The organism is Pseudomonas sp. S30_BP2TU TE3576, assembly GCF_050436025.1.
GTDB lineage: Bacteria > Pseudomonadota > Gammaproteobacteria > Pseudomonadales > Pseudomonadaceae > Aquipseudomonas.
This window is the reverse complement of record NZ_JBNDLK010000001.1, coordinates 1,851,015-1,871,878: the sequence shown is the minus strand read 5'-3', so window position 1 is coordinate 1,871,878 and position 20,864 is coordinate 1,851,015. Positions and strand designations below refer to the sequence as shown.

Sequence of the window (20,864 nt, the reverse complement as noted above, 5' to 3'; positions counted from 1 at the left end):
CACGCGCAGACAAATCTCCAGGAGTCCCACGTACATGAGCAACATGAACCACGAGCGTGTCCTCAGTGTTCACCACTGGAACGACACTCTGTTCAGCTTCAAGTGCACCCGTGATCCGGGCCTGCGCTTCGAGAACGGTCAGTTCGTGATGATCGGCCTGCAACAGCCCAACGGCCGCCCGCTTATGCGCGCTTACTCGATTGCCAGCCCGAACTGGGAAGAGCATCTCGAGTTCTTCAGCATCAAGGTGCCTGATGGTCCGCTGACTTCGCAGTTGCAGCATCTGAAGGAAGGCGACGAGATCATTATCAGCAAGAAGCCTACCGGCACACTGGTGCTGGATGACTTGAAGCCTGGCAAACATTTGTACCTGCTCAGCACCGGTACCGGTCTGGCGCCGTTCATGAGCGTCATCCAGGACCCGGAAACCTACGAGCGTTTCGAGAAAGTGATCCTGTGCCACGGCGTGCGTTACGTCAACGAAGTCGCTTACCGCGAGTTCATCACCGAGCACCTGCCGCAGAACGAGTTCTTTGGCGAAGCGCTGCGTGACAAGTTGATCTACTACCCGACCGTGACCCGCGAGCCGTTCGAGAACGAAGGTCGCCTGACCGACCTGATGCGCAGCGGCAAGCTGTTCAGCGACATCGGTCTGCCACCGATCAACCCGCAGGACGACCGCGCCATGCTGTGCGGCAGCCCGAGCATGCTCGACGAAACCAGCGAAGTGCTGAACAGCTTCGGCCTGAAGGTTTCGCCGCGGATGCGCGAGCCGGGTGATTACCTGATCGAGCGTGCATTCGTCGAGAAGTAAGCGGAACCTTGTGGGAGCGGGCTTGCTCGCGAAGACGGATTGTCATTCAACATCATCGTTGAGTTGTAAATCGCTTTCGCGAGCAAGCCCGCTCCCACATAAAGCCAAAGCCCGCGTTGCCTGTGAAGGCAGCGCGGGCTTTTTGCATTTTCGGCGTTCAGGTTTTCGCGGGTATGACTTCCAGGACGCAGATCAGCTCCGGTGTCGGGTAATGCCAACGCACATCCAGATCCCAGAACTGCGCACCGTATTCCCGCTCGGGTGCCGGCGTTTGGTAGGCCGGGCGTGGATCCTGTGCCAGGCATTGCTCGATCAACTCAACCAAGGGCTCTTCAAGGCGCTGGGCATGCTCGTGAGCCTGTTGCAGCGCTGCATCCGTCCACTGCACGGGTATCAACAGCGGCGCGGCGCTGGCGATGCTGTTGGTGGCGGTATCGATGATGTCGGCGTAGGGCACGTAGGGTTTGATATCGAGAATCGGCGTGCCATCCAGCAGATCGATGCCCGAGATCCACAAGCGGTTGGCTTCGACCCTGTCCAGTTTCACCACTGATTGCCCGATGCCATTGGGGCGGTGGGTTGCGCGGGTGGCAAACACGCCCATGGATTTATTGCCGCCCAGACGAGGAGGGCGGACCTTCAGGCGCGGCTTTTCCTCCAGAGCCTGGTGGAACAGGAACAGCAGCCACACGTGGCTGACCTGCTCCAGACCCTGCACGGCATCCCCTTGATCGAACGGCGCCACCAGTTCCAGCACGCCGCGGGCGGCCGGGGCGAGTTGCGGTTGACGCGGAATGGCGAACTTCTCCTTGAAGCAGGAGCGCACGAAGCCGATGGGGGAAACGCTGTAGGTCATGGTTTGCGGTCGAGGTGGAATGAAGGCAGGCATGATAACCCACGCGACCTCTGGCCCGGTGGCGCCTGTCAGTCCGTCATCGCGGGCAAGCCACGCTCCCACAGGTTTTGTGATGGACACAAATTTTGTGTGCGCTCCAGAACCCTGTGGGAGCGGGCTTGCTCGCGAAGGCCGCGCCGCCGATTTCAGAGACTGAACCCGCCATCCAGCGGAATGATATTCCCGGTCATGTAAGCTCCTGCGGTACTCGCCAGGCTGATCGCCAGCGCCGCCATCTCTTCCTCGCGACCCCAGCGCTTCATTGGGATCAGCGCCGTATCCTCGGCCAATGCCTGCTCATCATTGCCAATGTGCCGGGTCATTTTGCTCGGAAAGCGCCCGGGGGCGATCACATTGACGTTGATGTGCTGGCTTACCAGTTCGCGCGCCAGAATCCTCGACAGCTGATGCAACGCAGCCTTGCTTGGCCCGTAGGCATACGCCTGTTCAACGAAGGATGAAATCCCGGCCACCGAACCAATGTTGATGATCCGCGCCGGATTCTGCGCCGAACCGGCCTTGCGCAGCAGGGGCAGGAACTGCTGGATACAGTTGAACACCGACGTCACGTTGAGCTGCATGACTTTTTCCCAACCCTTGATCGGGTAGCTCTCCAGCGGTGCTCCCCAAGTGGTGCCGGCATTGTTTACCAGAATGTCCAGATGGGAGATCTGCTCGCCGAGGCGCGTGGTCAGTTGCAGGACGCCCTCTTCGGTGGCGAGGTTGGCCACTATGGCGTGGCAGTGTCCAAGCGCTCCGAGTTCGTCGGCGGTTTGCCGGCAGGCTTCGGCGTCGCGGGCGCAGACGTACACGGTGGCGCCCGCCTCGACGTAGGCCTTGGCGATCATTTTGCCGATACCACGGGTGCCGCCGGTCACCAGGGCGGTGCGACCTTGCAGGGAGAAGTACGGGTGCATGGCGAATCCTGAGAGCTGAGGTCTTTACACCCTAGCCGTCGGCCGCGGTCAGCGGAGCCACTATTTTCGAAGGGAATGAGGAGCCATTAGGCCTAATGCCAGTCAGTTAAGCGGTAATGCGATCTGTAGCAGCTGCCGAGCCCGCGAGGCTGCGTTCGGCTGCGAAGCAGTCGTAAAATCAGTCATCGCGGTACATCAGGCAGGCCGCGTCAGCTGGACTCACGACTGCTTCGCAGCCGAACGCAGCCTCGCGGGCTCGGCAGCTGCTACAAAGGGGGTCGCCGCTTTACGCTCTCACTCGCAGAGTGAGGCCCTTGAGGAAATTGCGCAGCAGCTGGTCGCCGCACGGGCGATAGTTGGTGTGGCCGAACTTGCGGAACAGCGCGCTCAGCTCAGGCTTGGACACCGGGAACCCGGCGGCCTTGAGGATCGCGTGCATGTCGTCTTCTTTCAGCTCGAACGCCACCCGCAGCTTTTTCAGGATGATGTTGTTGGTCACTGGCACTTCGATCGGCTGCGGCGGACGGCTTTCGTCCTTGCCGCGCTTGAAGATCACCAGACCATCGAGGAAATGCGCCATGACGTCGTCCGGGCAGCGTACGAAGCCTTCCTCGTCTTCTTCTCTCTTGTCGAGGTACGTCACCAGGTCTTTCAGGGCCACGTCCATGCCACCGAGCTTGATGATCTCGATGACTTTCTTGTCGCTGATGTCGAGCATGTAGCGCACGCTGCGCAGTACGTCGTTATGGATCATGTGTGCAGTCCTGATAATTCAGCTATGGGCGCCGCCGAAAACAGCAGCGCCGAAAGGTGTGGCGGCGCGGGAAGTCTTAGAACTTCTCTTTGCCGGACAAGTAGCGCCATTGCCCCACCGGCACTTTGCCGATGGACACGCCGCCGATGCGGATGCGGCGGATGGCGACGACCTTCAGGCCGACGGCCTGACACAGTTGAGCGATGATGCCCGGTTGCGGGTTCTTCATGGCAAAGCGCAGGCGGTTTTCGTTCTGCCAGCTGGCCTTGACCGCCGGCAATTCCTTGCCTTTGTAGGTCAGTCCGTGGTTCAGGCGGTTCAGGCCGTGAGCCACCATCTCGCCTTCAACCTCGACCACATACTCTTGCTCGATCTTGCTGGAGTCGGCGGTGAGTTTGCGCAGGATTTTCCAGTCCTGGGTGAACACCAGCAGACCGCTGGCGTTAGCCTGCAGGTCGGTGCTGGCGGTCAGGCGCAGGAAGTGCCCGCGCAACGGACGCTTACCGTAGCGGTGTTCTTCGCTCAGGGTCTCGGCGCCGAGGGTGGCCATGGCGGTGTCTGCGTCCATGCCGGCCGGCACGTTGAGCAGCAGGGTCACCGGTTCCGGCGCGGAGGCCTTGGCTTCTGGATCAAGCTCGACTTTCTGGGTGTCGACCTTGAATTGCGGCTCGTCGATGACCACGCCGTCGACGGTGACCCAGCCGCCCTCGATGAACAGCTCAGCCTCCCGACGGGAACAGCCGACGAGTTCGATGAGGCGTTTGGAGAGACGAATCGGGTCAGTCATGTCAGGGCCGTAACAAAAAGGGGGTGGGCATTGTACCTGCCTGGCGCCGGTTAATCGCGGTTCCATTTACGCCGCGAGGCTTTTTGTGGGAGCGGGCTTGCTCGCGAAGGGGTCATCAACCTCAACAATGATGTTGGCTGACACACCGCCTTCGCGAGCAAGCCCGCTCCCACAGTGGTTCTGTGTTGTGTCAGCCATTGCGCGTCAATTGTTGGGGCTGGCGCAAGCGCATGTGCAGCAGCGGATACGGCTGGCCCATGCCATCGACTTCCGAGCGACCGATCACCTCGAAACCCTGCTTGAAGTAAAAGCCGAGGGCTTGCGGGTTTTGTTCGTTGACGTCCAGTTCGACGGCGTTCAGGTGTTCCAGGGCATAGCGCAACAGTTTCTTGCCCAGGCCCTGGCCGCGATGGTCGGGGTCGATGAAGAGCATTTCGATCTTGCCTGCCGCGACGCCGGCGAACCCGGTGATGCGCTGGCTCGAATCCTTGGTGCAGATCAGCATCACCGAGTCGAGGTAGCGGGTCAGTACCAGGTTTTTCAGCAGTTCGATGTAGCTGTCTGGCAGAAAGTCGTGGGTGGCACGTACCGAGGCCTCCCAGACCCGGGTCAGTTCTTCGTAGTCGCTGAATTTCGGCGTGTGGATGACCGAATGCTGACGCATGCCCGTCTGCCCCTTATGCAGTGGTTGATAGGAATCCTTCCATCTGCAAACGATAGCCGTAAAAAAGCCCCGCATCTCGTCGAGAGAGCGGGGCTTTGTGTATTTTTTGCGTTTAGATCTGTTCAGCCCACAGATCGTATTCGTCGGCGTCGGTCACTTTGCACCAGACCTTGTCGCCCGGCTTGAGGTTGCTGCCGTTGTCGATGAATACGTTGCCGTCGATTTCCGGCGCGTCGAAGAAGCAGCGGCCCACCGCGCCTTGCTCGTCGACTTCATCGACCAGCACTTCGATCTCGCGGCCGATGCGCATTTGCAGGCGCGCCGAACTGATGGCCTGCTGGTGCGCCATGAAGCGCTCCCAGCGGTCTTGCTTGACGTCGTCCGGGACGACTTCCAGGTCAAGGTCATTGGCCGGTGCGCCCTCGACCGGCGAGTACTGGAAGCAGCCGACGCGGTCGAGTTGTGCTTCGGTCAGCCAGTTCAGCAGGTACTGGAAATCTTCTTCGGTTTCGCCCGGGAAGCCGACGATGAAGGTCGAACGGATGATCAGGTCCGGGCAGATTTCGCGCCAGTTCTTGATCCGCGCCAGGGTCTTGTCTTCGAAGGCCGGGCGTTTCATCGACTTCAGCACTTTCGGGCTGGCGTGCTGGAACGGGATGTCCAGGTACGGCAGGATCTTGCCGGCGGCCATCAACGGGATCAGCTCGTCAACGTGCGGGTACGGGTAAACGTAGTGCAGGCGCACCCAGACGCCGAGGGTGCTCAGGGCTTCGCAGAGTTCGGTCATGCGGGTTTTCACCGGCGCGCCGTTCCAGAAACCGGTGCGGTACTTCACATCGACGCCGTAGGCGCTGGTGTCCTGGGAGATCACCAACAGCTCTTTGACGCCGGATTTGACCAGGCGCTGGGCCTCGTCGAGCACGTCGCCCACCGGACGGCTGACCAGTTTGCCGCGCATCGACGGGATGATGCAGAAGCTGCAGCTATGGTTGCAGCCTTCGGAAATCTTCAGGTAGGCGTAGTGGCGCGGGGTCAGTTTGATGCCTTGCGGTGGCACCAGGTCGATCAGCGGGTTGTGGTCCTGGCGCGGCGGCACGACGTCGTGCACGGCGTTGACCACTTGCTCGTACTGCTGCGGACCGGTCACGGCCAGCACGCTCGGGTGTACATTGCGAATGTTGCCTTCTTCGACGCCCATGCAGCCGGTCACGATGACCTTGCCGTTTTCCTTGATGGCTTCGCCGATCACTTCCAGGGACTCGGCCTTGGCCGAATCGATGAAGCCGCAAGTGTTGACTACCACGACGTCGGCGTCCTGGTAGGTGGACACCACGTCATAGCCTTCCATACGCAGCTGGGTAAGGATGCGCTCGGAGTCGACCAGTGCTTTGGGGCAACCCAGGGATACGAAGCCAACCTTTGGATTGGCCGGCGCAGGAGTGGTGGACATGTCTAACCTCGGTATTTTGTGACGCCGCTTGCCGGGCAGGGCAAAACCGACGGACGGGCGCTTGAACTGCGCCTCTGATCAAAAAGTGCGCAATTCTAGCGATGAGTCGCTCACTTGACCAGCTTTATGCAGGGAAATACGACGAGTGCTGCGCTATGCTTCGCGCCGTTACGCTTTACTGGGTTTTTACTGTCAACAAAACGTCTGTAACGTGAAGTAAAACAGCGCATGCTGCACGACAAAGCATAGTGCTTCTTTCAAAGAAGCCCGGGTCTGAGAAGTAGGAGTGGTGGATGGGTCAGGCAAGTAGTCAGGCTGCAGGTGCCGAGCATTCGGCGGTGAAGCCGATCGGTATGCTGGTCGCGGCAGTCGGGGTGGTTTATGGCGATATCGGCACCAGTCCGTTGTACACCCTCAAAGAAGTGTTTTCCGGAGGCTATGGCGTGCCGGTCAACCATGACGGGGTGCTGGGGATCCTGGCGCTGATCTTCTGGTCGCTGATCTGGGTCGTGTCGATCAAATACATGATGTTTGTGCTGCGCGCCGACAACCAGGGCGAAGGCGGGATCATGGCCTTGACCGCACTGGCGCGGCGGGCGGCGTCGGGACACGCCAAATTACGCACGTTGCTGGTGGTCTGCGGACTGATCGGTGCGGCGTTGTTCTATGGTGACAGCATGATTACCCCGGCGATTTCCGTGCTTTCGGCAATTGAAGGCCTGGGGCTGGCTTTCGAAGGTATCGACCATTGGGTGGTGCCATTGTCGCTGGTGGTGCTGGTCGCGCTGTTTCTGATTCAGAGTCACGGGACCGCGCGCATCGGCATTCTGTTCGGGCCGATCATGGTCACCTGGTTCCTCGTGCTGGGCGCACTGGGCGTCTATGGCATCAGCCAGCATCCGGAAGTCCTGCAAGCGATGAACCCGGTATGGGGTGTACGTTTCTTCATGGTCCATCCGGGCATGGGCGTGACGATTCTCGGCGCCGTGGTGCTGGCATTGACCGGTGCCGAGGCCCTTTACGCGGACATGGGCCACTTCGGTCGCAAGCCGATCGCTCGTGCCTGGTTCATCCTCGTGCTGCCGGCGCTGGTACTGAACTATTTCGGTCAGGGTGCCTTGCTGCTGGGCGACCCGGAAGCGGCTCGTAACCCGTTCTACCTGTTGGCACCGAGCTGGGCATTGATCCCGCTGGTCGGTCTGTCGACCCTGGCCACGGTGATTGCCTCGCAAGCGGTGATTTCCGGTGCGTTCTCCCTGACCCGTCAGGCGATCCAGCTCGGTTACATTCCGCGCATGCACATCCGGCACACCTCCAGCGCCGAACAAGGCCAGATCTACATCGCCGCGGTGAACTGGGCGCTGATGGTTGGTGTGATCCTGCTGGTGATTGGTTTCGAATCCTCCGGCGCCCTGGCTTCGGCCTATGGTGTGGCGGTGACGGGCACAATGCTGATGACCACCATCCTGGTGTCGGCGGTAATACTGCTGTTGTGGAAGTGGCCACCGTTGCTCACCGTTCCGGTGTTGCTCGGTTTCCTGTTGGTGGATGGGCTTTACTTCGCTGCCAACGTGCCGAAAATCGTTCAGGGCGGTGCATTCCCGGTGATCGCCGGTTTCGCACTGTTTGTGCTGATGACCACCTGGAAGCGCGGCAAGCAGTTGCTGGTCGAACGTATCGATGAGGGTGGATTGCCACTGCCGATCTTCATCAGCAGCATTGCCGTACAACCGCCCCATCGCGTGCAGGGCACGGCAGTGTTCCTCACCGCGCGACCGGACGCCGTGCCCCACGCGCTGTTGCACAACTTGTTGCATAACCAGGTACTGCACGAGCAAGTGGTGCTGCTGACGGTGGTCTACGAAGACATCCCGCGGGTGCCGCCATCACGACGGTTCGAGGTCGATGCCTACGGCGAAGGTTTCTTCCGGGTGATCCTGCATTTCGGCTTCATCGATGAGCCGGACGTGCCACAGGCGTTGAAGCTGTGTCATCTCGATGAACTGAACTTCAGTCCGATGCGCACCACTTACTTCCTCAGTCGCGAGACGGTCATCGCCTCCAAGCTCGAAGGCATGTCGCGCTGGCGTGAGGCGTTGTTTGCGTTCATGTTGCAGAATGCCAACGGCAATTTGCGCTTCTTCAATCTGCCGCTGAACCGGGTGATTGAACTGGGTACTCAGGTGGAGATGTAAGCGAGCCACAAAAAGCCCCCGTTGCCTTGCGGCAGCGGGGGCTTTTTTGTACCTGAGTAAAAAACTGGAAGACTATGAAGATCCAGTGTGGGAGCGGGCTTGCTCGCGAAAGCGGTGTGTCAAATTGCATCTATGTCGACTGACACGCCTCCTTCGCGAGCAAGCCCGCTCCCACAGGGGATGTGTGGCGTGTGGTGGAATGAAAAAGCCCCCGTTACCGTGAGGTAACGAGGGCTTTTTGCGGGCTGTCAGATCACTCTGTAGCAGCTGTTTCCTTCGGCTGACGCTTCTCGATGATCTCTACCAGACGCTTGGCCAACGCCGGGTAGTTCTCGTCGAAGTGGTGGCCGCCGGGCAGTTTCATCGCTTCGCCTACCGCAGTCTTGTCGGTGCAGCCGCTTTCGTCGGTTTCTTCTTCACCGTAGATGCACACCACTTTGGCAGCTGGCAGCTTGGCCATTTCCGGGCCGGTGGCGGCTTCCTTGCCAGCGTTGCCGAGCCAGCCTTCGACTTCGATTTCAAAGCTGCCGGTACGGGCGAAGGCCAGCAGGATGATTGCGTCAACGCGATTCTGCTCCGACTCGGCCAGGCGGTTGTAGATCGCCGGCAGAACATCCGCGCCGAACGAGTAGCCGGTCAGGATGAAGCGCTTGGTGCCCCATTTCTGCCGGTAGTGTTGCATCAGTTCAGCCAGGTCCAGCGCACTTTGCTCCGGGCTCTTGTGCTGCCAGTAGTAGCGCAGGGTGTCGATGCCGACCACCGGGTAGCCGATCTTGGCCATCTCGCCCGCCACGTCGCGGTCGAGGTCGCGCCAGCCGCCGTCGCCGGACAGGAACAGGGTCACGGTGTCCCGGGCCTGGCCCGCTGGCACTTCGACCACCGGGATCTGCAGGCCGCCAGCGGCTTTGTCGCCACCGACGAGGATCTTGCGCAGTTCGTTGTTCAACACTTGCGGCAGGTTGATGTCGTAGTCGCTGATGCTGGTTTCAGCATTGACCTGGTCGCGCACAAAACCGGCGCTGGTGTCGTCCGGGTTGTCGTTCCACGCTGCCAGCCAGTGGCCGTGGGCGGCGCTTTTCGGCAACAGGTGAGTGCAGCCACCCTTTTCCAGGGCCAGGTCGACCGAGACGGCGTAAGCCTTGTCGTCCTTTTGCTCGGACAACCAGCGCCAGGCCAGCACGGCGCCCGGGCCGATGCCGCCGACCAGGGTCGCCGGGCCTTTGAGCTCTCGCAGGCCCGATTGCAGGGCACGGCTTTGCAGCAGGCAGTCCTTGGGCAGGATCACCTGGACAATTTGCGCCGAGCCACTACGGCTCAGGGTCATCAATTGCTTGTCGCTGAGTTTCTGGTCTTCGTTGACCGCCACCAGCACCTGGGCGCGTGGCGTGGTGCCGGGGATGACACGGGTCATCGTCGCACCGTCGGCCGGGGTCAGCCATTCGAGGGTCGGTTCCGGTGCCGGGCGTTTCAGATACCAGTAACCGCCACCGAGAATCAGGGCCACTATCACCAGTGTGCCCAATACATACCGCAAGGAGCGTTGAATCATCAGCGTTTCACCAATCCGGTCAAGCCGCCCGCGATCAGGGCAGCAGTGTCGGCCAGCGCAACCAGCGGATCGAGTCCGGCGGGCACGGCCATATAACGGGGTTCCCAATCAGGCTGGAACTTGTCTTTGAAGCGGCGCAAGCCTTGGAAGTTGTATAGCTGCTCACCACGGCGGAATACCATCGAGCCCAGGCGCTGGGTCAATGGCGCGCCGCGGCGGGGTTGTAACCCCGACAACGGCACCATGCCCAGGCTGAAACGCGCGTATCCATGATTTTTATAATGTTGAATCAGGCCGACCATCATGAACTCCATGGTCAGCTTCGGGGCATCCGGGTGCGCGCGCATCAGGTCGAGGCTGGCCAGGTCATGACCATAAGTCTCGAGCAAGTTGGCGAACGCCACCGGGCGCCCTTCGAAACGAATCACCGCGATGCGGAAATACTTGAGGTAGTCATCGCTGAAGCGGCCCAGCGAAAAACCTTTCTCCCGGACGTTCTTGCCGGTCAGCCAGGCATCGGAAATCACCTTGAGCTCATCCATCGGCGCGTGGCCGGGCTCGAAGATTTCCAGCGACAGGCCGTCACGGGTGCCACGGTTCCAGGTGTAGCGCAGGTCCTTCATCTCTTTGCCCTTGGCTTCGAGATCAAAACGCTTCAGGTCGACCCGGGCTTCTTCGCCGAGCTTGATCGCCGTCAGGCCGATGTCCATGTAGTACGGCAGGTTCTCTGCGCGCACTTGATAGAACACGGGGCGGGCGTGGTGGATGTCGCACAGGTCGCGGAACTGCCAGATCATTTCCGCCCGTTGCTGGCCCGGGCCGATCGGGTCATACAGCGCCACCAGGCTGCGGCCGCGACGGGCGTACATCAGGAACGCCTCGTCGTTGGGGTGGAACAGCAGCGCCTTGTCACCGGTCAGGGCCAGGCCGCCATCGGGTTGGGCCGATGCCATGAGGATCTTGCTGGCGCGTTCCAGTTCGTCGGGCGTCGGCAGGTGTATGACCGGACGCGCAGTGCGCAGCAGCCAGGTCAGCGACACCACCACCAGCAGCACCGCGGCACCGAGCAGCGAACGCAGGCCGCGAGGGGCGTCGGCATCGAGGGTGAACTGCCACCAGAGTTGGTGGCTGTAGGGAACGTCCTGATAGGCGAACAGCAGCAGCCAGATCGACGCGCCAAGCACGCACAGGCTCGCTACCAGGTACAACGGCGAGAACGGCACTTCGGTCAGGCGGCTGGGGCGGTAGAACGAGCGGCGGAATACCCCGAGCAGGCTTGCCGTCAGCACCATCAGGCTGGCTTCTTCCCAGTCAAAACCCTTGAGCAGCGAGAGCAGGGCGCCGACCAGCAACAGAATGGTGGTCAGCATCCACGCGGCCGACAGCCGGCGACGCAGCCCCTGGGCCAGCAACAGGCACAGAACCCCGACCAGGCTGGCGCCAAAGTGCGAAGCATCGACCAGTCGATGGGGGATCAGAAAACCGATGTGCTCCAGGCGCGTGTCGATTTCCGGGGTGGCGCCGGAGAACAGCAGGACAACACCGGACAGGAATACCAGCACCGCCAGTATCGGTGCCGCCAGGCCTGACGCTGCGCGCAATGTCTGGCGTGTCTGGAACAGGCGCTGGCCTTCGTTGATCAGCAGCAGCAGGCAGGCCACCAGCAACGGCAGCACCACGTAGATCAAGCGATAGAGCAGCAGGGCGGCCGCCAGTGGTGCAGCGCCAAGGGTGTCGGAAAACGCAGCCAGCAAAATTGCCTCGAACACCCCGACGCCGCCCGGCACATGGCTGAGTACGCCGGCGGCCAGAGCCAGCAGGTATACCAAAAGGAACGCGCCGAAGGGCGGTGTTTCCGGCAGCAGCAGATAGAGCACAGTCGCGGCGGCTGCTACGTCCAGGGCGGTGATGATCAATTGCAGGAACGTCAGTCGAAGCCCGGGCAGGCGCAAGGTGCGGCGCCCAACCTTGACCAGCAGGTTGTCCGGGTAAGGCTGTTCCGGCAGTCGACGGCGGTAGATGCCTAAGGCCAGCACCGAAAACAACACGAGCACGGCAGTCGCCACCACGCCCAGCAAAACCTCGGAGAGACCCAGGGCGGTGGACGCGGCAGACAGGTCGCTGAGCGTCGCCAGGGCGGCCAGCGGCGGCAGGGCGCAACCCAGCGAGAGGCTGGCGAACAGCGTCATGCGGGCGACTTCAGCCGCTCCCAGGCCGTGACGGGCATAGAGACGATAGCGAACCGAGCCGCCCGACAACATTGAAAGACCGATGGCGTTGCCGATGGCAAAGGCCGTGAAACCGCCCACTGCCAGCGTGCGCGGTGGCAGGTTCACCTCGGCATAGCGGCTGGCCGACCATTCGTAGCCGAGCAGAATGATGAAACCCACTATGGTTGCGCCCAGTGCGCCCATCAAGGCAGGTTTCGGAACTTCGAGGATCGAGTCGTGCAGCGCGTAAAGGTCGAGCTCGCTCAACAGGTGACGACAGGCGATCAGCGCGATCGCGAACAGCAGCAGGGTGACCGCCAGGCCAATGGGTTGACGGTACTTGCTCAAACGATCGAGCAGGCGCAGACGCTCAGCCTTGATCGGTTGTGTTGCTGTGACAGTGTCTTGTGAATCAGACGAGTTGGCGCGCATCAATCACCTCTTGGATTGTGCGCGACAGGATGGAGGTATCCAGCCAAGTTACCAATCCCTGTAGAAAAAAATAATCACAAATATTAACGCCTATCACCCGGCGAAAGGGGCGGCGCGTTATCAGTCGTGAAGGCTTCAGCCTGCGATAGAGCATAGTCTGAACTCGGCGCATGGGTGACCCCAAACGGCTTGCTACACAGTGACAGATCATTGTTGCGAAAGGACTTTTTCAACAGATACAAAAAAGGCCACTCTTTCGAGTAGCCTTTTTTGATGTTTGGTTGCGGGAGCCGGATTTGAACCGACGACCTTCGGGTTATGAGCCCGACGAGCTACCAGACTGCTCCATCCCGCGTCTGTGTGGCGGCATTCTATAGAGATACGCCGAGGTGTCAACCGTTAATCCTGAAGCAGGTCAAATAAACGTTGAATTGCGGCAAACGGTCGCAGCGATGGCCTAAGTTTCGGAATCGGAACGATTTCCGGTTTTGGCGTCGCTGAGTGTCCAGACCTTGTTTTGGCGCTCGGCGCTACAAAACGAGCGCGCACAAAAAAGGCCACTCTTTCGAGTAGCCTTTTTTGATGTTTGGTTGCGGGAGCCGGATTTGAACCGACGACCTTCGGGTTATGAGCCCGACGAGCTACCAGACTGCTCCATCCCGCGTCTGTGTGGCTGCATTCTATAGAGATACGCTGGGGTGTCAACCTTCAATTCCGATAAAACCTGTTTTGCTTCAATCGGTTAGCTTGTCGAGGGGCGGGTGGATCAGCCTGTGAGGCAGGCGGGGCAAGGCGTGCGGCTCTATCGTGAATGTTTTTTTGATTGAAAAAATAAATTTACCAACGACATTTCCTACGAGTCGAAAAGAACATTCAGACTACTGGTGCTATATACAGGTGTCGGTGAGATACTGGATGTCCGTCACACCAATACGCCTTTTCCTTGCCATGAACACTGCTTTGCCATGACTCAGCGAAAGATCATCCACGTCGATTGTGACTGTTTCTACGCCGCCATTGAGATGCGCGATGACCCGCGTCTGGCCGGTAAGCCTTTGGCGGTGGGTGGGTCGGCGGATCGGCGCGGGGTGATCGCCACCTGCAATTATGAAGCGCGAGCGTACGGGGTGCGTTCGGCGATGTCCTCGGGGCATGCCTTGAAACTGTGCCCGGACCTGACCATCGTCAAGCCACGCATGGATGCTTATAGAGAGGCGTCCAGGGAAATTCACACGATCTTTCGCGACTACACCGAGATCATTGAGCCGCTCTCGCTCGACGAGGCGTACCTCGATGTGTCGGACAGTGCGTATTTCGGTGGTAGCGCAACACGAATCGCCCAGGACATCCGGCGCCGGGTCTCCAACCAATTGCATATCACCGTATCGGCGGGGGTGGCGCCGAACAAATTTCTGGCCAAGATCGCCAGTGACTGGAAAAAGCCCAACGGCCTGTTCGTCATTACTCCGGACCAGGTCGAGGACTTTGTCAGTGGCTTGCCGGTAAGCAAATTGCACGGGGTCGGCAAAGTCACCGCCGACAAGCTCGGCAAGCTGGGTATCACCGATTGCCTGCAATTGCGCGAGTGGGACAAGTTGGCACTGGTGCGCGAATTCGGCAGCTTTGGCGAGCGGCTCTGGAGTCTGGCCCGTGGGATTGATGAGCGTGTGGTGCACAACGACAGTCGTCGTCAGTCGATCAGTGTCGAAAATACCTACGATGTGGATCTACCGGACCTGGCGAGTTGCCTGGATAAATTGCCCGAGTTGCTGGAAACCCTGGCTGGTCGCATGGCGCGAATCGACAGCAGTTATCGGCCTGGCAAGCCATTCGTCAAAGTGAAGTTCCATGATTTTACCCAGACCACGCTGGAGCAGGCCGGAGCAGGGCGGGATCTGGGGAGTTATCAGTTGATGTTGACCCAGGCGTTCAATCGCGGCGGTAAACCGGTGCGGTTGTTGGGCGTCGGCGTGCGGCTGGAGGACTTCCGGGGCGGGTTCGAGCAGATGGAGTTGTTTGAGCGGTAGTGGAGGATTGAGTTCAGGTGGTGAGTGTCTGGCCGCCTTCGCGAGCAAGCCCGCTCCCACATTAATCCAATGTGGGAGCGGGCTTGCTCGCGAAGCTTTTTGGCTTTAATTGAGCCCCGGATTCGCCACCAGTCGCTCGCCATTGCGGGCCAGCGACTTCAGAAACTCGGTCTGCAATTCGGGATCGTTGCGCGTCAGTTCGATCAGGCTCTGTTCCAGTTCGCTGGCTTCTTCTTCAAGACCCAGCTCCGACAGGCGTTTGACCCGGTGGACCCACTGATTGACTTCGTCACCTTCGAGATCGTCATAAATCAGCCCGTGGGCCTCATAGAGCTTGCTGCGCAAGTTGCCGCTGATGACCAGGGTGGAATCGATGTGCACCTTGTCCTGGGCATCCGCAACACGGATCAGCAAGCGGCTCAGATGATTGATGTCATGTTCGGCGAACGGGCTGTCCAACAGATTCAGGCGTAATACGCCGTTTTTGTCAGTGCTCAGTTCGAAGGTTTCCTTGCCGGCCTTGACCTCAACCGGACGCTCGCTCCAGGGCAGGCTTGAATACTCCGTGCGTTTGTCGCGCTGGACTTCATCAATGCCAGCCAGGTTTTGCTGCGCGCGGCCGTGGGACTGCACGTTCATGAACGGGTTGAGCCCGGCAAAACCGTAGCTCAGCCAGTCCTTGGTGACGCTGTCCGGCAGATTGCCGAGGGCGAACACGTTGACCACATTGGCACCGATCCCCGCCACCACGGCCACCGCGCCCAGCGGGATTTCGTAAACCTCCCGCCAGGGTTGATACGGCGTATAGCGGTCGTAGTGACGCGTGACTTCGTACTCGGTGACTTCGAAAGTCTTCTGCTCGTGAATTTTCACCCGCCGTTGCGGCAGCTCAAGCACCTTGGGCTCACCGACATCGATCTGCAGGCTGTGGTCGAGCAATTTGCGCTCGACCCGTTCCTCTTGCTCGCTGCGTTGCGACATGTGGTTGGCACAGCCGCTGACCAGCAGGGCACCGCACAAGGCGGCGCCACCGAGGCCTAAGGTGTTTCGCTTGAACATGACGTCTCTATATCTGGTATCAGCGGCGGATGCGGGCCTGAAGGAAGGACAGTACGTCGGCGACCGGCAGCGCTTGTGCCTCGGCCTCGGTACGGCTCTTGTATTCCAGGTTGCCTTCGGCCAGGCCGCGGTCGCTGACCACGATCCGGTGTGGAATGCCAATCAGCTCCATGTCCGCGAACTTGATGCCCGGGCTGGTTTTCTTGTCGCGGTCATCGAGCAGCACTTCGAAGCCGGCAGCGGTGAGTTCCGCGTACAGCTTGTCGGTGGCTTCACGAACCTGTTCGGTTTCGTAGCGCAGCGGCACCAGGGCAATCTGGAAAGGCGCGAGGGTGTCGCTCCAGATGATCCCGTTTTCATCGTTGTTCTGCTCAATGGCAGCGGCCACCACGCGGGACACGCCGATGCCGTAGCAACCCATTTCCAGGGTGACCGGCTTGCCGTTCTCGCCAAGCACTTCGCACTTCATCGCTTTGCTGTACTTGTTGCCCAGCTGGAAGATGTGCCCGACTTCGATGCCGCGCTTGATTTCCAGGGTGCCCTTACCGTCCGGGCTCGGGTCGCCGGTCACGACGTTACGCAGGTCGGCAACGGTCGGAACAGGCAGGTCACGCTCCCAGTTCACGCCGAAGTAGTGTTTGTCGTCGATGTTGGCGCCAATGCCAAAGTCGCTCATCAGTTCGACCGAGCGGTCGATGATGATCGGCAGCGGCAGGTTCAACGGACCCAGGGAGCCGGCACCGGCGCCAATGGCGTCGCGCAGTTCACTTTCCGAGGCCATGACCAGAGGGCTGGCAACGCCAGGCTGGTTGGCGGCCTTGATTTCGTTCAGCTCATGGTCGCCACGGATGATCAGGGCAATCAGCTTGCCTTTCTCTTCTGCGTGCACCACGAGGGTCTTGATGGTTTTCTCGATTGGCAGGTTGAAGCCTTCGACCAGTTGCGCAATGGTCTTGGCATTCGGGGTATCGACCAGACGCAGCTCTTCGGTCGGAGCGGCACGCGATGTTTCGCGCGGCACGGCTTCGGCTTTTTCGATATTGGCGGCGTAGTCGGAGCCATTGCTGAAAACGATATCGTCTTCGCCGGACTCGGCCAGCACGTGGAACTCGTGGGAGCCGGCGCCACCGATGGAACCGTTGTCGGCTTCAACAGGGCGGAACTTCAGGCCCAGGCGGGTGAACACGTTGCAGTAGGCCTGGTGCATGCGGTCGTAGGTGACCTGCAGCGACGGCTGGTCTGCGTGGAACGAGTAGGCGTCCTTCATGATGAATTCGCGGCCGCGCATCAAGCCGAAGCGTGGGCGGATTTCGTCACGGAACTTGGTCTGGATCTGGTACAGGTTGATTGGCAGCTGCTTGTAGCTGCTCAACTCGTTGCGCATCAGATCGGTGATGACTTCTTCGTGGGTCGGGCCGGCGCAGAAGTCGCGGCCATGGCGATCCTTGAAGCGCAGCAATTCGGGGCCGTACTCTTCCCAGCGCCCGGACTCCTGCCACAGCTCGGCCGGTTGCGTGCTCGGCATCAACACTTCGAGAGAACCGGCGGCGTTCATTTCTTCACGAACGACGGCTTCGACCTTGCGCATCACCCGCAAGCCCATTGGCAGCCAGGTGTACAGGCCCGAGGCGAGTTTGCGGATCATGCCGGCGCGCAGCATCAGCTGGTGGCTGATCACGACCGCGTCGGAAGGCGTTTCTTTTTGTGTGGCGAGCAAAAATTGACTGGTGCGCATGGTTGGCCGTTATCGATTGCTGATGACGAGAAATGACGAAGCATTGTACGGGCGAGATCCGCTGGCGTACAGGCATGCGGTCGGTGGTGTGGCAGGAGGGCGCGATTCACTCGGCCCTCCGCGATTCTTCCTGCGTAAAGAATCTACGATTCTTCGGTGACCGGGGTCTGCACCGGTTCCGGTGTCGGTGTCGGACCGGCGCGGCGGTTCTCCTGGAACCAGTGCAAGGCGATCAACAGCAGTGTCGGAACGCCCAGCAGGGCGGTGATCAGGAAGAAATTGTGATAACCGAATTTTTCCACCATGACCCCGGAGTAGCCGCCGATCAAGCGCGGCAGCAACAGCATGATCGAGCTGAGCAGGGCGTATTGGGTGGCGGAGAACTTGAGGTTGGTCAGGCTCGACAAGTAGGCGACAAAGGCTGAGGTGGCCAGGCCTGAACTGAAGTTGTCCAGGGAAATGGTCAGGATCAGCATCTTCAGATTGGGGCCCATATCGGCCAGCATCAGAAACAGCAGATTGGTGGCCGCCGACGAAACGCCGCCGATGAACAGGATCGGCAGTATGCCGAAACGCACGATCAACAGGCCGCCCATGCCGGCACCTACCAGCGTCATGATCAGACCGAAGATCTTGCTGACGCTGGCGATCTGGTCCTTGGTGAAGCCCTGGTCGATGTAGAAAACGTTGGCCATCACGCCCATGACCGTGTCGGACATCCGGTAGGTGGCAATCAGCCCGAGCAGCAGCAGCGCCTGCCAGCGGTAACGCAGAATGAAGTCGTTGACCGGCGTCAGCACTGGCGCCAGACCACGACGGCCCATGGCCGAGAGGCACAGGGCGGTGAGGGTGGTGTAGAGGATCGCGCGCAGGAAGGCGCGGTCTTCGAGCAGCAGGTCAAGCACGCTCACGCCCTGGAACAGCACGCTGGCGAAGTCGGTGTTGTAGAGTTGGGTGAACATCGCCGGCACGGAAACCAGCAGCACGATCAGTACGAACACTGACGCCAGTTGATGCACAAAGCTGTATCGACCGGCCTGCAGTTGCGTGCGCAATGGCACCGGCGGCTCGCGCATGAACAGGCTGGTCATCAGTGCCGGGACCATCAGGGCGCCGAACAGAATGTAGGTGCCGGCCCATGCCGAATGCTTGTAGTTGAAGCCGGTCGAGCCGAAACCTTCAGCGAAATACAGCGCGCCGGCGGTGGCCAGCAGGGCGGCGATCCGATACCCGGACATGTAGCTGGCGGCGAGTGCGGCCTGGCGGTTGTCTTCGGCGATTTCCAGGCGGTAGGCGTCTACCGCAATGTCCTGCGTCGCCGATGCGAAAGCGACGACCACGGCAATGGCGATCAGCCAGGACAAGTGCTTTTGCGGGTCGCAGAAACCCATCCCGATCAGGCCGAGGATGACCAGTGCCTGGGACAGCACGAGCCAGGATCGTCGTCGACCGAGCTTGCCGAGCAATGGCAGTCGCCATTGGTCGAGCAAGGGTGACCAGACCCATTTGAAGGCATACGCCAGGCCGATCAGGCTTGCATAGCCAATGGTTTCGCGAGCCACGCCGGCTTCTCGCAGCCAGACCGAAAGTGTCGAAAACACCAGCATGTAAGGCAGGCCGGCGGCGAAACCAAGCAGCAACAGCACGAGTGTCGAAGGGCTGGCATAAGCGGCGAGCGCGGCGCGCCAGGTTTTACGGGGCATGGGCTGGAGTCTGCCTCAAGAAATACGGAAACAAAGCGCGCACTCTAACCGCTGTGCTCTACCGGACGCCAGCCATGGCGCTGAATATCAACACGATTATTCAGGATGCTGATGCCCTCCATGCGTAATCGTGCGCGCTGCTCATCACCCGAAGGGCTGCCCACCGGCAGGCTGATACGCCCGTTTGCGCCCAGAACCCGATGCCAGGGCAGCTTGCTGTCGCTCGGCAATTGGCTGAGCGTGCGGCCGACCCAGCGAGCGGCGCGACCCAGTCCTGCAAGCTCGGCCAGTTGGCCGTAGCTGACGACTTTGCCCTCGGGTATTTGTGCAAGCGTCAAATACAGCGCCGTGCGTCGGATTTGCGCCGCACTCTCGGGTTCATCGATTGGATCGGTCACGTCCGTCAGTCCTGAAGAAGTTTGCTTTACCGTCTGTAGAGTAATTCCTGCACGGGCGGTTGAGAAATGAACTCAACAGAAATAGTCGGGTCAGTCCTTGTCAGGGCCTTGTTCCTACGGATAATGCCGACTTTCTCGCAAGCCTGAGCCTGTATTTTGCTTATGTTGTCCAGATGCCTGCTGTGTCTCGCCGTCCTTGGTGCTTCCACTCCCTTGCTAGCCGATACCGTGTGGTTGAACAACGGTGACAAGCTGAGTGGCAAGATCACGCTGTTCGATGGCGGCAAGCTGCTGATCCAGACCGAGTACGCCGGTGCGGTGACGATCGACTGGAAACAGGTCAAGACCCTGGACAGTGATCAGGAGTTGCTGGTCAAGCAGGAGGCCTACAGTGGCGAGAAAGCCAGGTCGCTGAAAGCGGCGGACGCCGGCAAGGTGACGCTGGCCAATGGCGAAGCACCGAAGACGGTCGAGTTGGCGAGCATTCAGCAGATTCTCAAGCCAAAACCGGTGGTCGAGGATCTGGTATGGAAAGGCAACGTCGATATCGCGCTGGATTATCAGCGGGCGGAAAACGACACCGATGACTACGACATCGATTTCAAGACCACTGCGCGACACGGTCGCTGGCGGCACACCGCTGAAGGTGAATACAACCGTGAGTTCCAGGACGACGTGGTGACCACCGACAACTGGCGGGCCGAGTACTCCATCGACCGATTCCTGACCGAGCAATGGTTCTGGCAGGGGCGCCTGGTCTACAAGCGCGACAAGGTCGAAGACCTTTCCCGTCAGCGCACCGTCGGTACCGGTCCCGGCTATCAGTTCTGGGATGACGAACTCGGGGCGTTCTCCCTCGGCTCGCTGGTCAACCGCACGGACTTTGAATTCTCCGATGGCAGCAAGGACAATTTCTACGCCTTGGCCATGAAGTGGGATTACAACCGATACCTGATTGGTAAACGTGTCGAGTTTTTCACCAATGGCGAGGTCGGCAAGCCGCTGTCGGATGTGGCCGACTATGCACTCGATGCCGAGATGGGGTTGCGCTACAAGGTGACCGAATGGGCTTCGCTGAACCTGAAGGCGGAGCGGGACATCATCAGTGGTACCGACGATGCGGATCTGGACACGACCCGGTACACCGCCGGATTTGGGGTGACCTGGTAAGAAAATCAAAAGATCGCAGGCTGCGATCTTTTTTGTGCCTGGAAAAACATTCAGGCACAAAAAACCCCGCTGTTGAGGGCGGGGCTTTTTACTAAAGCAAGTACA

General features: G+C 60.1%; 16 protein-coding genes and 2 tRNA genes. 4 read left to right on the top strand and 14 right to left on the bottom strand.

The genetic code is table 11. The features are described 5' to 3' along the window. Window positions 1-34 precede the first annotated feature (34 nt). Window positions 35-814, top strand: coding sequence for a ferredoxin-NADP reductase (gene fpr / locus ABIA48_RS08560; RefSeq protein WP_003443014.1), 780 nt, complete (start codon window positions 35-37; stop codon window positions 812-814). 157 nt (window positions 815-971) lie between these two features. Here fpr and tsaA read toward each other — a convergent pair whose 3' ends face one another. The 6 genes from tsaA to rimO form a co-directional block, all read right to left on the bottom strand. Further along, entirely contained in the window at window positions 972-1,670 is a 699-nt protein-coding gene (gene tsaA / locus ABIA48_RS08555; protein ID WP_429492819.1) for a tRNA (N6-threonylcarbamoyladenosine(37)-N6)-methyltransferase TrmO, read from the bottom strand. Window positions 1,671-1,855: 185 nt separating this feature from the next. Further along, on the bottom strand, window positions 1,856-2,626 hold the full coding sequence (locus tag ABIA48_RS08550; protein ID WP_429487919.1) for an SDR family oxidoreductase: 771 nt from the start codon (window positions 2,624-2,626) through the stop codon (window positions 1,856-1,858). A 286-nt stretch (window positions 2,627-2,912) separates the two neighbouring features. After that, complete coding sequence (locus ABIA48_RS08545) at window positions 2,913-3,380, bottom strand: DUF1456 family protein (protein WP_429487917.1); 468 nt, start codon at window positions 3,378-3,380, stop codon at window positions 2,913-2,915. A gap of 76 nt (window positions 3,381-3,456) precedes the next feature. Beyond that, window positions 3,457-4,167, bottom strand: coding sequence for an rRNA pseudouridine synthase (locus tag ABIA48_RS08540; RefSeq protein WP_429487915.1), 711 nt, complete (start codon window positions 4,165-4,167; stop codon window positions 3,457-3,459). Window positions 4,168-4,357: 190 nt separating this feature from the next. Beyond that, on the bottom strand, window positions 4,358-4,831 hold the full coding sequence (locus tag ABIA48_RS08535; protein ID WP_429487913.1) for an acetyltransferase: 474 nt from the start codon (window positions 4,829-4,831) through the stop codon (window positions 4,358-4,360). A 112-nt stretch (window positions 4,832-4,943) separates the two neighbouring features. After that, on the bottom strand, window positions 4,944-6,281 hold the full coding sequence (gene rimO, locus ABIA48_RS08530; protein ID WP_007992720.1) for a 30S ribosomal protein S12 methylthiotransferase RimO: 1,338 nt from the start codon (window positions 6,279-6,281) through the stop codon (window positions 4,944-4,946). A 293-nt stretch (window positions 6,282-6,574) separates the two neighbouring features. On the opposite strand from rimO, the gene ABIA48_RS08525 reads away from it, so the two are divergent. Continuing rightward, window positions 6,575-8,476, top strand: a complete 1,902-nt coding sequence (locus ABIA48_RS08525) for a potassium transporter Kup (protein WP_429487910.1) — start codon at window positions 6,575-6,577, stop codon at window positions 8,474-8,476. A 253-nt stretch (window positions 8,477-8,729) separates the two neighbouring features. Here ABIA48_RS08525 and ABIA48_RS08520 read toward each other — a convergent pair whose 3' ends face one another. The 4 genes from ABIA48_RS08520 to ABIA48_RS08505 all read right to left on the bottom strand — a co-directional run bounded on the left by ABIA48_RS08520 (window position 8,730) and on the right by ABIA48_RS08505 (window position 13,331). Further along, window positions 8,730-10,025, bottom strand: coding sequence for an AcvB/VirJ family lysyl-phosphatidylglycerol hydrolase (locus tag ABIA48_RS08520; RefSeq protein WP_429487908.1), 1,296 nt, complete (start codon window positions 10,023-10,025; stop codon window positions 8,730-8,732). Further along, complete coding sequence (mprF, locus tag ABIA48_RS08515) at window positions 10,025-12,667, bottom strand: bifunctional lysylphosphatidylglycerol flippase/synthetase MprF (protein ID WP_429487906.1); 2,643 nt, start codon at window positions 12,665-12,667, stop codon at window positions 10,025-10,027. Before mprF ends, ABIA48_RS08520 begins: the two co-directional genes overlap by 1 nt. Before the next feature lie 278 nt (window positions 12,668-12,945). Beyond that, window positions 12,946-13,022, bottom strand: a tRNA-Met gene (locus tag ABIA48_RS08510). 232 nt (window positions 13,023-13,254) lie between these two features. Beyond that, window positions 13,255-13,331 (bottom strand) — tRNA-Met (locus tag ABIA48_RS08505). Between the two features lie 301 nt (window positions 13,332-13,632). On the opposite strand from ABIA48_RS08505, the gene dinB reads away from it, so the two are divergent. Next, on the top strand, window positions 13,633-14,694 hold the full coding sequence (gene dinB / locus ABIA48_RS08500) for a DNA polymerase IV (protein WP_429487904.1): 1,062 nt from the start codon (window positions 13,633-13,635) through the stop codon (window positions 14,692-14,694). A 105-nt stretch (window positions 14,695-14,799) separates the two neighbouring features. Here the strand turns inward: dinB and ABIA48_RS08495 are convergent, their stop codons facing one another. From ABIA48_RS08495 to ABIA48_RS08480, 4 genes are all read right to left on the bottom strand, one after another. Then, a complete protein-coding gene (locus ABIA48_RS08495) occupies window positions 14,800-15,753 on the bottom strand; it encodes a hypothetical protein (protein WP_204930102.1) in 954 nt (317 codons plus the stop codon). A gap of 19 nt (window positions 15,754-15,772) precedes the next feature. Then, window positions 15,773-17,488 carry a proline--tRNA ligase gene (locus ABIA48_RS08490; protein ID WP_429487902.1) on the bottom strand — a complete coding sequence of 572 codons (1,716 nt, stop codon included), beginning with the start codon at window positions 17,486-17,488 and terminating at the stop codon, window positions 15,773-15,775. A gap of 143 nt (window positions 17,489-17,631) precedes the next feature. Beyond that, the gene (locus ABIA48_RS08485) at window positions 17,632-19,191 is read right to left on the bottom strand and encodes an AmpG family muropeptide MFS transporter (protein WP_429487900.1); all 1,560 of its coding nucleotides are present in this window, start codon (window positions 19,189-19,191) and stop codon (window positions 17,632-17,634) included. Window positions 19,192-19,235: 44 nt separating this feature from the next. After that, window positions 19,236-19,589 carry an MGMT family protein gene (locus ABIA48_RS08480; protein WP_277535195.1) on the bottom strand — a complete coding sequence of 118 codons (354 nt, stop codon included), beginning with the start codon at window positions 19,587-19,589 and terminating at the stop codon, window positions 19,236-19,238. Between the two features lie 162 nt (window positions 19,590-19,751). Here ABIA48_RS08480 and ABIA48_RS08475 point away from each other — a divergent pair, with 162 nt between their 5' ends. Beyond that, a complete protein-coding gene (locus tag ABIA48_RS08475; protein ID WP_429487898.1) occupies window positions 19,752-20,759 on the top strand; it encodes a DUF481 domain-containing protein in 1,008 nt (335 codons plus the stop codon). The last annotated feature ends 105 nt before the right edge of the window (window positions 20,760-20,864 follow it).

What these genes read in the sequence shown, in the direction of transcription:
- fpr (WP_003443014.1), top strand. Translation starts at nt 35, where the DNA reads ATGAGCAACATGAACCACGAGCGTGTCCTCAGTGTTCACCACTGGAAC.
- ABIA48_RS08520 (WP_429487908.1), bottom strand. Translation starts at nt 10,025, where the DNA reads ATGATTCAACGCTCCTTGCGGTATGTATTGGGCACACTGGTGATAGTG.
- ABIA48_RS08485 (WP_429487900.1), bottom strand. Translation starts at nt 19,191, where the DNA reads ATGCCCCGTAAAACCTGGCGCGCCGCGCTCGCCGCTTATGCCAGCCCT.
- mprF (WP_429487906.1), bottom strand. Translation starts at nt 12,667, where the DNA reads ATGCGCGCCAACTCGTCTGATTCACAAGACACTGTCACAGCAACACAA.
- ABIA48_RS08490 (WP_429487902.1), bottom strand. Translation starts at nt 17,488, where the DNA reads ATGCGCACCAGTCAATTTTTGCTCGCCACACAAAAAGAAACGCCTTCC.
- dinB (WP_429487904.1), top strand. Translation starts at nt 13,633, where the DNA reads ATGACTCAGCGAAAGATCATCCACGTCGATTGTGACTGTTTCTACGCC.
- ABIA48_RS08525 (WP_429487910.1), top strand. Translation starts at nt 6,575, where the DNA reads ATGGGTCAGGCAAGTAGTCAGGCTGCAGGTGCCGAGCATTCGGCGGTG.
- ABIA48_RS08550 (WP_429487919.1), bottom strand. Translation starts at nt 2,626, where the DNA reads ATGCACCCGTACTTCTCCCTGCAAGGTCGCACCGCCCTGGTGACCGGC.
- ABIA48_RS08540 (WP_429487915.1), bottom strand. Translation starts at nt 4,167, where the DNA reads ATGACTGACCCGATTCGTCTCTCCAAACGCCTCATCGAACTCGTCGGC.
- tsaA (WP_429492819.1), bottom strand. Translation starts at nt 1,670, where the DNA reads ATGACCTACAGCGTTTCCCCCATCGGCTTCGTGCGCTCCTGCTTCAAG.
- rimO (WP_007992720.1), bottom strand. Translation starts at nt 6,281, where the DNA reads ATGTCCACCACTCCTGCGCCGGCCAATCCAAAGGTTGGCTTCGTATCC.
- ABIA48_RS08545 (WP_429487917.1), bottom strand. Translation starts at nt 3,380, where the DNA reads ATGATCCATAACGACGTACTGCGCAGCGTGCGCTACATGCTCGACATC.
- ABIA48_RS08495 (WP_204930102.1), bottom strand. Translation starts at nt 15,753, where the DNA reads ATGTTCAAGCGAAACACCTTAGGCCTCGGTGGCGCCGCCTTGTGCGGT.
- ABIA48_RS08535 (WP_429487913.1), bottom strand. Translation starts at nt 4,831, where the DNA reads ATGCGTCAGCATTCGGTCATCCACACGCCGAAATTCAGCGACTACGAA.
- ABIA48_RS08475 (WP_429487898.1), top strand. Translation starts at nt 19,752, where the DNA reads ATGTTGTCCAGATGCCTGCTGTGTCTCGCCGTCCTTGGTGCTTCCACT.